Here is a 15,227-nt window from a genome sequence, read left to right as displayed (position 1 = left end):
AATGGGACCTGAATTGAACTGAAGACGGAGTGAGTTATGGCTGGTCATTCCAAATGGGCCAACATCAAACACCGCAAAGGACGTCAAGACGCCAAGCGCGGCAAGATTTTCACCAAGCTCATTCGTGAGCTGACGGTCGCTGCCAAAGGCGGCGGTCTGCCGGCAGACAATCCGCGTCTGCGCCTGGCCGTGGAGAAGGCGCTGACCGCCAACATGACCCGTGACACCATCGACCGGGCGATTGCCCGCGGCGTCGGCTCGGACGACGCCGACAACATGGCCGAGTTGAGTTACGAAGGTTATGCCGTCAGTGGTGTGGCGATTTTCGTCGAAGCGATGACCGACAACCGCAACCGTACCGCAGCCGAAGTGCGTCATGCCTTTACCAAGTGTGGCGGCAACCTGGGCACCGATGGTTCGGTGGCCTATATGTTCGAGCGCAAAGGGCAGATCAGTTACGCCCCAGGCGTCGATGAAGATGCCTTGATGGAAGCGGCACTGGAAGCCGGTGCCGACGATATTGTCAGCGCCGAGGACGGTTCGGTCGAGGTGTATACCGCGTTCGCCGACTTCCATGCGGTCAATGAAGCGCTGGGCAATGCCGGGTTCAAAGGCGATGAGGCCGAAGTGGCGATGATTCCATCGGTCAGTGCGCCGGTCACGGACCTGGAAACCGCACAGAAGGTGATCAAGTTGATCGACATGCTGGAGGACCTCGACGACGTGCAGAATGTTTACCACAACGCCGAGATATCCGACGAGATCATGGAGCAGCTTGGTTGATTGGCTGTTCATCGAAAGGGCCGGAAGTTGCTGGGAGGCTGTTACCCAGGTGCTTCCGGTTTTTTTATGACTGCTATGTGGGTGACGTCAGCGAAGGCCGGCCCTATACTCGCCAACTGGATAGATAAACAGTGTTGTTGCCGGCATTGATCGACAACTTGGGTGGATGGTAGGGCATGACGTTGATTCTCGGTATCGACCCCGGTTCGCGTATCACCGGTTACGGTGTGGTGCGTGATACCGGGCGCAGTTGTGAATATGTCGCTTCGGGCTGCATTCGTACCGGCAGCGGGTCGATGCCGGAGCGCTTGCAAATTGTCTTTCGCGGCGTGCGCGAGGTCATTGAGACCTACGGGCCGGTAACCATGGGTATCGAACAGGTGTTCATGGCACGTAACCCGGACTCGGCACTCAAACTTGGTCAGGCGCGTGGCGTGGCGATTGTGGCGGGCATCGAGGCGGGGCTGGATATCTCCGAGTACACCGCAACCCAGGTCAAGCAGGCGATTGCCGGTACCGGCGGTGCCGATAAAGAGCAGGTGCAGATGATGGTTATGCATTTGCTCAAGCTGATACAGAAACCGCAGATTGATGCGTCGGATGCCTTGGCGATCGCGTTGTGTCATGCCCACCATCGACAAAGCCTGATCCCACATGGCCTGGTCGCTGCCAAGCGGCGCGGTGGTCGTCTTCGTTTATAGGGTTACTCAAGGAAAGCAGCGGTGATTGGACGTTTATGCGGCACCCTGGCGGAGAAGCAACCGCCACATTTGATTCTGGATGTGAATGGTCTGGGCTATGAGCTGGAAGTGCCCATGACAACCTTGTACCGTTTGCCGGCAGTCGGTGAGCCGTTGACCTTGCACACCCATCTGGTGGTGCGTGAGGATGCACACCTGCTGTACGGTTTTTTCGAGAAGCGTGAGCGCCAGCTGTTTCGCGAACTGATCCGGCTCAACGGCGTCGGCCCCAAGCTGGCGCTGGCCTTGATGTCAGGGCTGGAGGTCGATGAGTTGGTGCGCTGCGTTCAAGCGCAGGACACCTCGGTGCTGGTGAAAATCCCTGGGGTCGGCAAGAAGACCGCCGAACGCCTGCTGGTTGAATTGAAAGATCGCTTCAAGGCCTGGGAGGCCGTGCCGGGTATGGCGACCCTGGTGGTTGAACCTCGCGCCGCTGGCGCAGTCCCACATGCGGAGAATGATGCAGTCAGTGCGCTTATTTCCCTCGGTTACAAACCGCAAGAAGCCAGTCGCGCCGTCTCAGCGATCAAAGAAGACGGGTTGAGCAGTGAAGACATGATCCGTCGTGCCCTGAAGGGAATGGTGTAACTCCAGATGTTAGAAGCAGACCGCCTGATTACCGCCACTACGCGCGACCGCGATGAGCAGGTGGACCGCGCCATTCGTCCGTTGAGCCTGGCCGACTACATCGGTCAACCGAGCGTGCGCGAGCAGATGGAGCTGTTTATCCAGGCCGCCAGGGGCCGCAGTGAAGCCCTTGATCACACCCTGATCTTCGGGCCGCCGGGCCTCGGCAAGACCACCCTGGCCAATATCATCGCCCAGGAAATGGGCGTGTCGATCAAGAGCACTTCCGGGCCCGTGCTGGAGCGGCCGGGCGATTTGGCTGCGCTGCTGACCAATCTTGAGCCGGGTGACGTGCTGTTCATCGATGAGATCCATCGCCTGTCTCCGATCGTCGAAGAGGTGCTGTATCCGGCGATGGAAGACTTTCAACTGGATATCATGATCGGTGAAGGCCCTGCCGCGCGCTCGATCAAGCTCGACCTGCCGGCATTTACCCTGGTTGGCGCCACCACCCGTGCTGGCATGCTGACCAATCCGCTGCGTGATCGTTTTGGTATCGTCCAGCGCCTGGAGTTTTACAATACCGAGGACCTGACCACGATTGTTACGCGGTCGGCGGGCATTCTCGGTTTACCGATCGAGGCTCAGGGGGCTTTCGAGATTGCCCGGCGTGCCCGCGGTACGCCGCGGATTGCCAACCGTCTGTTGCGCCGTGTGCGGGATTTTGCCCAAGTGCGCGGGCAGGGTGATATCACCCGGCAAATCGCCGATGCAGCGCTGAATTTGCTGGATGTCGACGAGCGTGGTTTCGATCATCAGGATCGCCGGCTGCTGCTGACCATGATCGAGAAGTTCGATGGTGGCCCCGTGGGGGTCGATAGCCTGGCTGCAGCGATCAGCGAGGAGCGCCACACTATCGAAGACGTACTGGAACCCTATCTGATTCAGCAGGGTTACATTATGCGTACCCCGCGCGGGCGCGTAGTGACTCGGCATGCCTACCTGCATTTTGGTTTGAATATGCCAAAACGTATGGGCGACTTGTCGTCCGTCGATGGCGACTAAGCAAAAAATACTTGCTGCCAGTGATTGGCAAGTTCAGGAGCTAGCACTAAAGTATGCACGCGCAAAACGGAGTTCAGTCTTTCGCCCATCGTTGTCGTGTTTATTACGAAGACACTGATGCAGGCGGCATCGTCTACTACGTCAATTACCTCAAATTCATGGAGCGGGCTCGCACCGAGCGACTGCGCGACTTGGGCTTTGCCCAGTCGACGTTGGCGGGTGAGGGCCTGTTGTTTGTCGTGCATTCCAGTGAGGCGCGCTATCACGCGCCAGCGCGGCTGGATGATGAGCTACTGGTAAGTGCGCAAGTAATGGAATTAAACCGTGCCAGCCTGCGTTTTCGTCAGCAGGTCAGGCGGGCTACGGATGATGCGCTGCTCTGTGAAGGGCAGTTCCTGGTGGCCTGTGTGCGCGCCGATAATTTGAAACCCCGGGCTATTCCCGAAGCTCTGCGTACGGCGTTTGCCGGCCTGAGCTGCACGGGTACATCCAAAGCAGGAGAGTAAGCGTGGAAGCCAACGCCGTTGACCATATGTCGATGTGGAGTTTGATCAGCAATGCCAGCCTGGTAGTACAGTTGGTGATGCTGATACTGGTGGCCGCTTCGGTCACCTCATGGGTCATGATTTTTCAGCGTAGCACGCTGTTGCGCGCAGCCAAGCGCGCCCTGGACAGCTTCGAGGAGCGCTTTTGGTCCGGTATCGACTTGTCCAAATTGTATCGTCAGGCGGGCAGTAACCCTGACCCTGACTCGGGGTTGGAGCAGATCTTTCGTGCCGGTTTCAAGGAGTTCTCTCGTCTGCGTCAGCAGCCGGGCGTCGACCCAGATGCGGTGATGGACGGGGTGGCGCGCGGCATGCGTGTGGCTATTGCGCGCGAAGAAGAGAAGCTCGAACAAAGCCTGCCGTTCCTCGCAACCGTGGGCTCCACCAGCCCGTATATCGGTTTGTTCGGCACCGTGTGGGGGATCATGAACTCCTTCCGCGGCCTGGCCCAGGTGCAGCAAGCGACCCTGGCCACCGTGGCGCCGGGTATTGCCGAAGCACTGATCGCCACCGCCATCGGCCTGTTCGCTGCGATTCCAGCGGTAATTGCTTACAACCGCTTTGCTGCGCGCGGCGAAATGCTGATCGGTCGTTATTACACCTTCGCCGATGAATTCCAGGCGATCTTGCACCGTAAAGTGCATACCTCGGACGACTAACAGGCCGTTGAAAAAACGTAGGCGAGGCAGGCAAGACAAGGCAAAAACAGGCGAGGAAGCGACTGGGGTCGCACTCGACTTTACTGCTGTAAATGAGCACTCCGAGTCTGTTTTTAACGCAGTATTGCCAGCGCAGGTAGTTTTTCAACAGCCTGCTGAGCCTTAGGCTCTTCACAGGATAGGTTTTTCAAGCCATGGCTAGAATTCGCAACAAACGCAAGCCGGTTGCCGAGATGAACGTGGTGCCGTACATCGATGTGATGTTGGTACTGCTGGTGATCTTCATGGTGACCGCGCCAATGCTCAATCAGGGGGTCAAGGTTGATCTGCCGCAAGTCAGCAGTGAGGTCTTACCGCAGGACAATAACGCCCAGGTACTGACAATCTCGATCAAGGCCGACAAGACTTACTTCTGGAACATGGGTACGGAAGTCGATGTCGATACCGTGCAGGATCAAGCCATGACCCTGGAAGAAATGACCAGGGCAGTAACCGCGATCATCAATCAGAGTCGTGCTCAGGGTAAGCAGGTACAGGTGTTCGTGCGCGGCGATAAAACAGTCGATTACGGTACCGTAATGGCTGCTATGGGTGGTTTGCAGCAGGCTGACGTGGGTAACGTCGGACTGATTACCGAGGCCCCCTGATGCAGCAGCAACGCGAGCCTTCACCTTCGGAAAGCCTGTTTTGGCCTGTTGTCTGGGCTGTGACGCTGCATGTCCTGATGTTTGCCATGCTGTTCGTCAGTTTTGCTTTCGCCCCGGACCTGCCGCCGGCCCGGCCAATCGTTCAAGCGACCTTGTATCAATTGAAGTCGCAGAGCCAGGCAACTACCCAAACCAATCAGAAAATTGCCGGTGAGACCAAGAAGACCACCGCGCCAATTTATGAGACCGAGCAACTCGAGCAGAAAAAAGCCGAGCAAGAGAAACAGGCTGTTGCAGCAAAGGCGGTGGAACAAAAGAAGGCCGAAGAGGCTCGAAAAGCCGATGCGGCTAAAAAAGCCGATGCAGCCAAGGCCGATGCGGCCAAGAAAGCCGATGCAGAAAAGAAAACTGCCGAGCAAAAGAAATTAGCCGACATCGCCAAGAAAAAAGCGGCAGATGAGGCAGCGAAGAAGAAAACGGCCGAAGAGGTCAAGAAAAAAGCAGCCGAAGACGCCAAGAAGAAAGCAGCCGAAGAGGCGAAGAAAGCTGACGCCGCGCAAGCTGCAAAGAAGAAAGCCGCTGACGATGCCAAGAAAAAAGCAGCCGAGGCGTCGCAGCGCAAGGCGACAGAGGATAAGAAGGCTGCCGCATTGGCCGAGTTGCTCTCCGAGGATGTCGGTCGCCAGCAAGCGTTGGCCGATGAGGTGGGTGATCAGGTTGCCGGTAGTCTCGATGATTTGATTGTCCGGTTAGTCAGCGAGCAATGGCGCAGGCCGCCATCAGCGCGTAACGGGATGAGTGTAGAAGTGCTAATCGAGATGCTGCCCGATGGCACCATCATCAACGCCAGTGTCACTCGCTCCAGTGGCGATTCGCCATTCGACAGTTCCGCAATACAAGCGGTGCGTAACGTTGGTCGCATCGCTGAGATGCAACAATTGGATCGCGCCACGTTCGATCGACTTTACCGGCAGCGACGTGCCGTGTTCAAACCGGAGGATTTAGGTCTGTGAATACCCTGATGCGTATCGTTCTGCTGGGCCTGGCCATGTTGGTCGGCTCCGTGCAGGCGGCTGACCCCTTGGTGATCAGTAGTGGTACTGACCGCGCGACACCTATCGCGGTTGTGCCATTTGGCTGGCAGGGCGGCACAGTGCTGCCGGAAGACATGGCCAAGATTATTGGCGATGACCTGCGCAACTCTGGCGTGTTCGAGCCGATTCCAGCGCAAAACATGATCAGCTTGCCGAGTCAGGCCAGTGAAATCATTTACCGCGACTGGAAAGCCCTGGGCGCACAATATGTGCTGGTAGGCAATATGGTGCCTAGCGGTGGTCGTTTGCAGGTGCAGTTTGCCCTGTTCAACGTGGCTACCGAGCAGCAGGTGCTGACCGGTAATGTGGGCGGTGGTACCGACCAACTGCGTGACATGGCGCATCATATTGCTGATCTGTCGTTCGAGAAGCTTACCGGGGTCAAAGGTGCATTCTCGACGCGCATGCTGTATGTCACCGCCGAGCGCTTCTCGGTCAACAACACGCGCTACACCTTGCAGCGATCCGATTATGACGGCGCTCGTGCGGTGACGTTGCTGCAATCACGCGAGCCGATTCTGTCGCCATCGTTTGCCCCGGACGGCCGTCGTATCGCCTATGTGTCCTTCGAGCAGAAGCGTCCGCGTATCTTCGTCCAGCATATCGATACTGGTCGACGTGAGCAGGTCACTAATTTTGACGGCCTCAATGGCGCACCCGCCTGGTCGCCGGATGGTAATCGCCTGGCGTTCGTCCTGTCCAAGGACGGCAATCCTGAGATTTATGTGATGGACATGGCCACGCGGCAGCTGCGTCGGGTGACCAATCAGGGTTCGATCGACACCGAGCCGTTCTGGGGCAAGGATGGCAATACCATCTACTTCACCTCGGATCGATCCGGTAAGCCTCAGATTTATAAGACTAATATAAATAGCGGTGCGGCAGAGCGAGTTACTTTTATCGGTAACTACAATGCTAATCCGAAGCTTTCTGCGGATGAAAAGACCCTGGTGATGATCCATCGTCAGGACGGTTACACCGTGTTCAAAGTGGCCGCTCAGGACCTGCAGCGCGGTAGTTTGCGCGTCCTTTCAGATACAAGTTTGGATGAGTCGCCTACTGTTGCGCCTAACGGCACCATGCTAATCTACGCGACCCGCCAGCAAGGTCGGGGAGTCTTGATGTTGGCGTCCATTAATGGGCGCGTGCGGCTCCCTCTTCCTACCGCCCAAGGCGAAGTTCGAGAGCCTTCCTGGTCCCCTTACCTGAACTGATGCGGCGCTACACCGTTTTACTGTTTGGAAACACTGCTTAACACACTGGGGTTCATTAGGAGTTACACGATGGAAATGCTGAAGTTTGGCAAAATTGCTGCACTGGGTCTGGCTCTGGCCGTTGTTGTTGGTTGTTCGTCCAAAGGCGGCGACGCTGCTGGTGAAGGCGCTATCGATCCAAACGCTGGTTACGGTGCTGATACTGGTTCCGTAGATGGCAGCCTGAGCGAAGAAGCTGCTCTGCGCGCTATCACCACTTTCTACTTCGAATACGACAGCTCCGACCTGAAAGCCGAAGCCATGCGCGCACTCGACGTTCATGCGAAAGACCTGAAAGGCAATGGCGCTCGCGTCGTTCTGGAAGGCCACGCTGACGAGCGCGGTACTCGTGAATACAACATGGCTCTGGGCGAGCGTCGCTCGAAAGCCGTTCAACGCTATCTGGTGCTGCAGGGCGTTTCCCCAGCTCAGCTGGAACTGGTTTCCTATGGTGAAGAGCGTGCGATTGCTACTGGCAACGACGAGCAATCCTGGGCTCAGAACCGTCGCGTAGAACTGCGTAAGTAATAGCCATGCATACTTGCCGTCGTGCTTTAACTGTTTTGACCTTCTGCCTGCCGTTCGCGGTCTGGGCGGAGGTTCCTGTGGTGGATAACAATGCTGGCTATGGCAGTTATCCGCCTTCTGGTTATGGCACGTCCGGCGCCTACGTCGGGGGAGGGGCTGAAGCCCCGACCTCGGCGCAAGGCATGGTGTTTACCCAGCTGCAACAGATGCAGCAAGAAATCGCGCAACTGCGCGGTCTGCTCGAAGAACAACAGAATGAAATTCAGCGTTTGAAGCAAGAGGGCCTGGAGCGCTACCAAGATCTTGATCGGCGTCTGAGCAGTGGAGCAGCAGGTGCTGCAACCACCAATAATTCCTCCGCCAGTGGTGCTGCAGGCACCAGTGGCACGCCGTCCAGCGTTGCTGGGCAGGCGCAATCGCCAGCCAGCAGTGCGCCGGCTGACCCCGAGAAGGAAAAGCTGTTTTACGACGCTGCCTTCGATCTGATTAAAGTCAAAGATTTTGACAAGGCCAGTCAGGCGTTTACTGCCTTTGTGCGCAAATACCCGAACAGCCAATATGCCGGTAATGCCCAGTATTGGCTGGGTGAAGTGAATCTTGCCAAAGGCGATCTGCAAGGGGCTGGTCAAGCCTTTGCAAGGGTCAGTCAGACCTACCCGCAGCATTCCAAGGTGCCAGACTCGCTGTTCAAACTCGCTGATGTTGAAATGCGCCTGGGCAATGCAGACAAGGCTAAAGGTATCTTGCAGCAGGTCATCGCAACCTATCCCGGTAGCTCTGCCGCTCAGTTGGCGCAGCGGGATTTGCAGCGGATACCCTAAAATCAGCTAAAAATCTCAAAGTACTGCTTGCTACTTGCAGTGATAAACCCGCGCCTGCCGCGGGTTTTTTATAGGCCAGCCATCCCTGGCGGCCACCCTTTGGGCCGTCGCTGCGCGACGTTAAAAATTTCTCCCGGAAATTTTTTCGTATACAATTCGCGCCCTTTTCCCGCAACGGAGGCGGATGGCCTGTGTAGCCGTCACGCCCGTGGCTGATATGCAAGATACCCTGCGCATTACCGAGATTTTCTACTCGCTGCAGGGCGAAACGCGCACCGCCGGCTTGCCGACTGTGTTCGTTCGCCTGACCGGCTGCCCCCTGCGTTGCCAGTACTGCGACACCGCCTATGCCTTCAGTGGCGGCGAAATCCAGTCACTGGATGCCATTGTCGAACAGGTTGCCGGCTACAAGCCGCGCTATATCTGTGTGACTGGCGGCGAGCCGCTGGCCCAGCCCAATTGCATTCCTCTGCTCAAGCGCCTGTGCGATGCCGGTTACGAGGTGTCCCTTGAGACCAGTGGTGCGCTGGATGTGTCGGCGGTCGATCCGCGGGTCAGCAAGGTGCTAGACCTGAAGACTCCCGGCTCGGCCGAGGTGGCGCGTAACCGCTACGAAAATATCGAGCTGCTGACAGCCAACGATCAGGTCAAGTTCGTGATTTGCTCGCGTGAAGATTACGACTGGGCGGTGACCAAGCTGATCCAGTATCAGCTGGATCAGCGCGCCGGCGAGGTGCTGATGTCGCCCAGTCATCACGAGCTGCAAGCGCGTACGCTGGCCGAGTGGATCATTGCCGACAACCTGCCAGTCCGTCTGCAGATGCAACTGCACAAGATTCTCTGGAATGATGAGCCGGGACACTGATATGAGCACTAAAAAAGCGGTAATCCTGCTGTCTGGAGGTCTGGACTCGGCCACTGTAGTGGCATTGGCCAAGGCCGATGGCTACAGCTGTTACACCATGAGCTTCGATTACGGGCAGCGTCACTGCTCGGAACTGTATGCGGCCGAGCAGGTGGCCCGGCAATTGGGTGTGGTCGAGCATAAGGTGATTGGCCTGAACCTCAATGGCATGGGTGGCTCGGCGTTGACCGACGCCAGCATCGATGTGCCGGAAAGCCCGAGCGAAGGGATTCCGGTTACTTATGTGCCAGCGCGCAATACCGTGTTTCTTTCCCTGGCGCTGGGCTGGGCCGAGGTATTGGGCGCGCGGGATATTTTTATCGGCGTCAATGCAGTGGATTACTCTGGTTATCCAGATTGCCGGCCGGAGTTTATCGAGGCCTTCGAGCGGATGGCTAACCTGGCCACCAAGGCCGGTGTAGAAGGGCAGGGCTTTCGCATTCAGGCGCCGTTACAGAATATGAGCAAAGCTGAAATCGTTCAGGTCGGTATGCGTCTTGGTGTCGATTATGCGCTGACGGTCTCTTGTTACCAGGCCGATGAGCAGGGGCGTGCATGCGGTAAATGCGACAGCTGTCGCCTGCGTGCGGTGGGCTTTTCAGTGGCCGGTGTGGATGATCCCACCCGTTATTTCTAAAAAAGTTCTCGTGAAGTGTTGAATTTCTGAATTAAATCAGTATGATGCGCCTTGCGTCGGGTCGTTAGCTCAGTTGGTAGAGCAGTTGGCTTTTAACCAATTGGTCGTAGGTTCGAATCCCACACGACCCACCATATTTCCTTCTACGGAAGGTCGAGAAAGCCTGAAGGTTCCGATAAAGGAGCCTTCAGGCTTTTTTGTATGTGTAGCTTTTCTCCTCACCACCGTTGCGTGGTTATTGCTCGCCTGCTTTCTCGCCAGACTGGCGGGTATATACTCGAGTTCCGCGCTGATAGACCTCCACAGGGCCTGATGACATGACGCAGATTTCCGAACGCCTGCTGGTGCAGGCCCATCTCGATGCCAAGCAGTCAAAGCCGCTAACGCCTGAGCAAGAGTCGTTCTACCGCGCCGAGATTGCCGCCGAGTTGAAAAAGCAGAATGCCGTGCTGGTGGCGCATTATTACTGCGATCCTGTGCTGCAGGCTCTTGCCGAAGAGACCGGCGGTTGTGTTTCCGACTCGCTGGAGATGGCGCGTTTCGGCAATCAGCACCCAGCGCAAACCGTGCTGGTGGCTGGCGTCAAGTTCATGGGCGAGACGGCGAAGATTCTCAATCCGGAAAAGCGCGTGTTGATGCCGACGCTGGAAGCGACCTGCTCGCTTGATCTGGGTTGCCCGGTGGCGGAGTTCTCGGCGTTCTGTGATGAGCATCCGCAGCGCACCGTGGTGGTGTATGCCAATACTTCGGCGGCGGTGAAGGCGCGGGCCGACTGGGTGGTGACCTCCAGTTGCGCGGTGGAAATCGTCGAGCATCTGATGGACAACGGCGAGAGCATTATCTGGGCGCCGGATCAGCATCTGGGGCGTTACATCCAGAACAAGACCGGTGCCGATATGCTGCTGTGGGACGGCGCTTGCATCGTCCACGAAGAGTTCAAGGCCAAGCAGTTGGAGGACATGAAGGCGCTGTACCCGGATGCAGCCGTCCTGGTACACCCTGAGTCGCCAACGGCAGTGATCGATCTGGCCGATGCGGTGGGCTCTACCAGCCAGCTGATTGCCGCTGCCCAGCGTCTGCCAAACAAGACGTTTATCGTCGCCACCGATCGGGGCATCTTCTACAAGATGCAGCAGTTGTGTCCGGACAAAGAGTTTATCGAGGCCCCTACCGCAGGTAACGGCGCTGCTTGCCGCAGTTGCGCACATTGTCCGTGGATGGCCATGAATACCCTGCAGCGCACGCTGGAGTGCCTGCGTGAGGGCAGTAACGAGATTCTCGTGGATGCAGCGTTGATTCCCAAGGCAATCAAGCCGCTCAAGCGCATGCTCGACTTTACTCAGGCGGCGCGCCTCAAGTTGTCTGGCAACGCGTAGGCGGGCATGCTGTCTGCCTCCGGCGATGATGGGCGTCTACACGGCCTGGCTCAGGCTACTGAGCTAGGCCGGAGATGCGCTCTCTGAAGGCTGCGCCACTCGATTTGGGCAAGCTTATCGCAACATTTGCTCGATGATGCGCTGGTCTTCAAGCAGCTGCCGTTGTCGTGCGTCAATGCGTGAGGCGAGTTGGAAGTTGTTGGTCGAGCGGCGTTTGGCGAAATCGAGCTGCTCGATGGCCTGGGTGTAGTCGCCGACCAGGGCGAAGTACTCCGCGCGCGCCTGGTGCAGGCCGATGGTGTTGCCGCTGAGGCCACGCACTTCGGCGACTTGATACCAGATATCCGGATCGTTGGTTCGTTTCTTCAGCAGTGCATCGAGGGCATTCTCGGCATCCTGGGTGCGGCCCTGTTTCATCAGTAGGTCGATGTGGGCCTGATTCAGCGGGTAGTTGTTCGGGTAGTCACGTAAAAGGCTTGCCATGCGGCTCTGGGCTTCCTTTAGGCGGCTGGACGCCATATCCAGCTCGATCTGGGCCAGGTTGTAAGTCATGTCGTTAGGTGCCGACTGCAGCAGCGGTAGTAGGCTTTCGCGAGCCTTTTGGTGCTGGCCGCTCTTGATTTGCGCCAGGGCCAGGCCATAACGAGCAGCTTCCAGCTCGGGCTTCTCGTCGAGCATGGCGCGAAAACGCTTGGCAGCAAGACCGGGTGTGTCTTCGTAGATCAGTTGCACGCGGGCGCGCATCAGTTGATAGCGCACGCTGTCGATCACTCCGCCAGCCGTTGCTTGTTCGGCGCGGTTACGGGTGTCGGCGATCCGTGACTCGGACACCGGGTGGGTCAGCAGGAACTCCGGCGGCTTGCGGTCGTAGCGATACTGGCGCATCAGACGTTCGAACATGCTCGGCATGGCGCGCGGGTCGTAGCCGGCCTTCTCCAGATTGACCAGGCCGATGCGATCCGCCTCCTGCTCGTTCTGCCGGGAGAAGCGCCGTTGTTCCTGGATGGCTGCCGCCTGGGCCGAGGCAATAGCCGCGATCCCGGCGTCGCCCGCGCCGGCCGCCGCCGCCACGATGCCGGCGAGCATGGCGGCCATCAGCGGCAGTTGCATGCGCTGCTGGGCTTCCAGGCCGCGGGCAAAGTGGCGTTGTGACAAGTGAGCAAGTTCGTGGGCCATTACCGAGGCGTATTCGGCCTCGGTCTGGGCATAGAGAAACAGGCCGCCGTTGACCCCAATGATCCCGCCGGGCGCGGCAAAGGCGTTGATTTGTGGGCTGTCGAGCAGGACGAATTCCAGACGCCGGTCTTGCAGTTCGCTGGTTTCGCCCAGTCGATACACGCTGCTCTCGACGAAATCCTTGAGCTGGGGGTCTGACAGTTGGCGAATCTGGCCGCGCAACAGACTCAGCCAGGCGCGTCCGAGCTGGTGTTCTTGCTGTGGCGAGACAATCGAAGAACTGGAGTCGCCGAGTGACGGTAGGTCGCTGGCCAGGCCGGGCTGGGCGGCCAGGCAGGCGAGCGTCAACAGGATGGGGCGCAGGACATTCATGCACAGAGCTCTTGGCGAACAAAGTCGCTACTGTAGCCGGGCAAGCGTTCACCTGGCCAGGGTTGCACGGTCTTGGGTATCCTTAGCGCTGTTTAGGAGGGTTCGAATGAACGATGTTGAGGAGTGGGATGGTGCCTGCGAGGCCGAGCTGGATGCGTGTGGCTTGAGTTGTCCGCTGCCGTTGCTCAAGGCCAAGCTGGCGTTGAATCGCATGGCAAGCGGTGCGGTGCTCAAAGTCATTGCCACAGATGCCGGCTCGCAACGTGATTTTCGCGCCTTCGCCAGGCTCGCTGGGCATAGTGTGTTGCGTGAAGAGGAAGAGGCGGGTGTCTACCGCTATTGGTTGCGTAAGGCCTGATACGCGTCCTGCGTGGGCTGTTTCGATCTAAGGACTATTGATGATTAAGGTGTTGCGCAACTGGATGCACCGCTACTTTTCCGACGAGCAGGCGGTGGTCTTGGCGGTGCTGTTAGTACTCGGCTTTGCCGCTGTTCTGACCCTGGGAGGCATGTTGGCACCGGTGCTGACCGGGTTGGTGCTGGCGTTCCTCATGCAGGGGCTGGTCAGCGCGCTGGAACGTTTGCGCCTGCCAGCGATAGTCGCGGTGTCGCTGGTGTTCCTGTTGTTCATGAGCGCGTTCGGTTTGTTTTTGCTGGTCTTGATGCCGTTGCTCTGGCGCCAGTTGAGTACTCTGTTCAATGAACTGCCGCGCATGCTTGGTGAGTGGCAGTCGCTGTTTCTATTGCTGCCGGAGCGCTACCCGAAGCTTATCAGTGATGCCCAGGTGTTGCAGCTGACCGAAGCGATCAGTGGCGAGGCTGGCAAGTTCGGCCAGTGGGCGTTGTCTTTCTCACTGTCTAGCCTGCCGCTGCTGGTTAGCATCATGATCTACCTGGTGCTGGTGCCGATCCTGGTGTTTTTCTTCCTCAAGGATCGTGAGGTTATCGGTGAATGGTTTCGCGGCTACCTCCCGCGCGAGCGCACCCTGATTACTCAGGTGGCCCTGGAAATGAACCAGCAGATCGCCAACTATATCCGCGGTAAATTTATCGAGATTCTTATCGTAGGTGTGGTCACCTACATCGCCTTCGCCGTGCTGGGGCTCAATTATGCGGCCTTGCTCGCGCTGCTGGTGGGCTTGTCGGTGGTGGTGCCCTATATCGGCGCGGTGGTGGTGACGGTGCCGGTGGCGCTGATCGGCTTGTTCCAGTGGGGCTACGGTGATCAGTTTCTCTACCTGATGGTGGTTTATGGCGTGATCCAGGCGCTGGACGGCAACGTGCTGGTGCCGCTGCTGTTCTCCGAGGCAGTCAACCTGCATCCTGTGGCGATAATCTGTGCAGTGTTGTTGTTCGGCGGCTTGTGGGGCTTCTGGGGGGTGTTCTTCGCCATTCCCTTGGCAACCCTGTTCAAGGCTGTGCTCAATGCCTGGCCGCGCAAGGAGTTGGCGTTGCCGGGCGAGTGAGGGCAGGCGCCTGATTGATGGCCGCCGCTGGTCGCTAGCTGAGTCAGACTCAAACAAAAAGGCCGCTTGCGGGAATCCCCGGCAAGCGGCCTTTTGTATTGGTACAGCGTCAGGCCTTATTCAGGTCCCGGGCTGCGGCGAGCACTGCATCTACATGGCCCGGCACTTTCACCCCGCGCCACTCCTGGCGCAGCACACCGTGCTTATCGATCAGGAAGGTGCTGCGGTCGACGCCCAGGTATTCCTTGCCGTAGAGCTTCTTCAGCTTGATCACGTCGAACAGCTGGCAGAGTGCCTCATCCTTGTCCGAGATCAGCTCGAAGGGGAACGCCTGCTTGCACTTGAAGTTTTCGTGGGACTTGAGGCTGTCCCGCGATACGCCGAACACCAGGGTGTTGGCGGCCTGAAAAGCCGGGTATTGATCACGGAAGCCCTGGCCTTCGGTGGTGCAGCCAGGCGTGCTGTCTTTCGGGTAGAAATAGATCACTACGTGCTGACCTTGCAGCGCCGACAGCTGAACCTGTTGGCCGCTGGTGCCCGGCGCCTGGAAATCTGCAACCGGGGTGTCGAGTGCTACGGCCATGGGGTAATTCC

18 protein-coding genes and 1 tRNA gene are annotated in these 15,227 nt (G+C 58.0%); 17 read left to right on the top strand and 2 right to left on the bottom strand.

What is annotated here, in order from left to right:
- Positions 1 to 36 precede the first annotated feature (36 nt).
- The 15 genes from Q8K09_RS08965 (at position 37) to nadA (ending at position 11,619) form a co-directional block, all read left to right on the top strand.
- Positions 37 to 783, top strand: coding sequence for a YebC/PmpR family DNA-binding transcriptional regulator (locus tag Q8K09_RS08965; protein ID WP_305254619.1), 747 nt, complete (start codon positions 37 to 39; stop codon positions 781 to 783).
- 176 nt (positions 784 to 959) lie between these two features.
- Positions 960 to 1,484, top strand: coding sequence for a crossover junction endodeoxyribonuclease RuvC (gene ruvC / locus Q8K09_RS08960; protein WP_305254618.1), 525 nt, complete (start codon positions 960 to 962; stop codon positions 1,482 to 1,484).
- 21 nt (positions 1,485 to 1,505) lie between these two features.
- Complete coding sequence (gene ruvA / locus Q8K09_RS08955) at positions 1,506 to 2,111, top strand: Holliday junction branch migration protein RuvA (RefSeq protein ID WP_305254617.1); 606 nt, start codon at positions 1,506 to 1,508, stop codon at positions 2,109 to 2,111.
- A 6-nt stretch (positions 2,112 to 2,117) separates the two neighbouring features.
- A complete protein-coding gene (gene ruvB, locus Q8K09_RS08950) occupies positions 2,118 to 3,155 on the top strand; it encodes a Holliday junction branch migration DNA helicase RuvB (RefSeq protein WP_305254616.1) in 1,038 nt (345 codons plus the stop codon).
- A 53-nt stretch (positions 3,156 to 3,208) separates the two neighbouring features.
- Positions 3,209 to 3,661: a tol-pal system-associated acyl-CoA thioesterase gene (gene ybgC, locus Q8K09_RS08945; RefSeq protein WP_370869497.1), complete on the top strand. Its 453-nt coding sequence runs from the start codon at positions 3,209 to 3,211 to the stop codon at positions 3,659 to 3,661.
- A gap of 2 nt (positions 3,662 to 3,663) precedes the next feature.
- On the top strand, positions 3,664 to 4,359 hold the full coding sequence (tolQ, locus tag Q8K09_RS08940; protein ID WP_305254615.1) for a protein TolQ: 696 nt from the start codon (positions 3,664 to 3,666) through the stop codon (positions 4,357 to 4,359).
- Positions 4,360 to 4,553: 194 nt separating this feature from the next.
- On the top strand, positions 4,554 to 5,006 hold the full coding sequence (gene tolR, locus Q8K09_RS08935) for a protein TolR (RefSeq protein WP_305254614.1): 453 nt from the start codon (positions 4,554 to 4,556) through the stop codon (positions 5,004 to 5,006).
- Positions 5,006 to 6,019: a cell envelope integrity protein TolA gene (gene tolA, locus Q8K09_RS08930; protein ID WP_305254613.1), complete on the top strand. Its 1,014-nt coding sequence runs from the start codon at positions 5,006 to 5,008 to the stop codon at positions 6,017 to 6,019. The genes tolR and tolA overlap by 1 nt, the downstream gene beginning before the upstream one ends.
- Positions 6,016 to 7,314, top strand: a complete 1,299-nt coding sequence (gene tolB, locus Q8K09_RS08925) for a Tol-Pal system beta propeller repeat protein TolB (RefSeq protein ID WP_305254612.1) — start codon at positions 6,016 to 6,018, stop codon at positions 7,312 to 7,314. Before tolA ends, tolB begins: the two co-directional genes overlap by 4 nt.
- A 69-nt stretch (positions 7,315 to 7,383) precedes the next feature.
- Entirely contained in the window at positions 7,384 to 7,881 is a 498-nt protein-coding gene (gene pal / locus Q8K09_RS08920; protein ID WP_305254611.1) for a peptidoglycan-associated lipoprotein Pal, read from the top strand.
- A gap of 5 nt (positions 7,882 to 7,886) precedes the next feature.
- Positions 7,887 to 8,702: a tol-pal system protein YbgF gene (ybgF, locus tag Q8K09_RS08915; protein WP_305254610.1), complete on the top strand. Its 816-nt coding sequence runs from the start codon at positions 7,887 to 7,889 to the stop codon at positions 8,700 to 8,702.
- Between the two features lie 217 nt (positions 8,703 to 8,919).
- Positions 8,920 to 9,567, top strand: coding sequence for a 7-carboxy-7-deazaguanine synthase QueE (queE, locus tag Q8K09_RS08910; RefSeq protein WP_305254609.1), 648 nt, complete (start codon positions 8,920 to 8,922; stop codon positions 9,565 to 9,567).
- A 1-nt stretch (position 9,568) separates the two neighbouring features.
- Positions 9,569 to 10,243, top strand: coding sequence for a 7-cyano-7-deazaguanine synthase QueC (queC, locus tag Q8K09_RS08905; protein WP_305254608.1), 675 nt, complete (start codon positions 9,569 to 9,571; stop codon positions 10,241 to 10,243).
- A 58-nt stretch (positions 10,244 to 10,301) separates the two neighbouring features.
- Positions 10,302 to 10,377 (top strand) — tRNA-Lys (locus tag Q8K09_RS08900).
- A gap of 183 nt (positions 10,378 to 10,560) precedes the next feature.
- Entirely contained in the window at positions 10,561 to 11,619 is a 1,059-nt protein-coding gene (gene nadA / locus Q8K09_RS08895) for a quinolinate synthase NadA (protein WP_305254607.1), read from the top strand.
- A 114-nt stretch (positions 11,620 to 11,733) separates the two neighbouring features.
- On the opposite strand, the gene Q8K09_RS08890 is transcribed toward nadA, so the two are convergent.
- On the bottom strand, positions 11,734 to 13,167 hold the full coding sequence (locus tag Q8K09_RS08890) for a M48 family metalloprotease (protein WP_305254606.1): 1,434 nt from the start codon (positions 13,165 to 13,167) through the stop codon (positions 11,734 to 11,736).
- A gap of 106 nt (positions 13,168 to 13,273) precedes the next feature.
- Between Q8K09_RS08890 and Q8K09_RS08885 the strand changes: the two genes are divergently transcribed.
- Both Q8K09_RS08885 and Q8K09_RS08880 read left to right on the top strand, forming a co-directional pair.
- A complete protein-coding gene (locus Q8K09_RS08885; protein WP_305254605.1) occupies positions 13,274 to 13,525 on the top strand; it encodes a sulfurtransferase TusA family protein in 252 nt (83 codons plus the stop codon).
- 40 nt (positions 13,526 to 13,565) lie between these two features.
- Positions 13,566 to 14,633, top strand: coding sequence for an AI-2E family transporter (locus tag Q8K09_RS08880; protein ID WP_305254604.1), 1,068 nt, complete (start codon positions 13,566 to 13,568; stop codon positions 14,631 to 14,633).
- Positions 14,634 to 14,742: 109 nt separating this feature from the next.
- Here the strand turns inward: Q8K09_RS08880 and Q8K09_RS08875 are convergent, their stop codons facing one another.
- Positions 14,743 to 15,216, bottom strand: a complete 474-nt coding sequence (locus tag Q8K09_RS08875; RefSeq protein WP_305254603.1) for a peroxiredoxin — start codon at positions 15,214 to 15,216, stop codon at positions 14,743 to 14,745.
- Between the last annotated feature and the right edge of the window lie 11 nt (positions 15,217 to 15,227).

The sequence above is a fragment of the Pseudomonas sp. genome (genome assembly GCF_030683065.1).
Classification (GTDB): Bacteria; Pseudomonadota; Gammaproteobacteria; order Pseudomonadales; family Pseudomonadaceae; genus Aquipseudomonas.
This window is presented reverse-complemented; position numbering and strand designations above follow the sequence as displayed.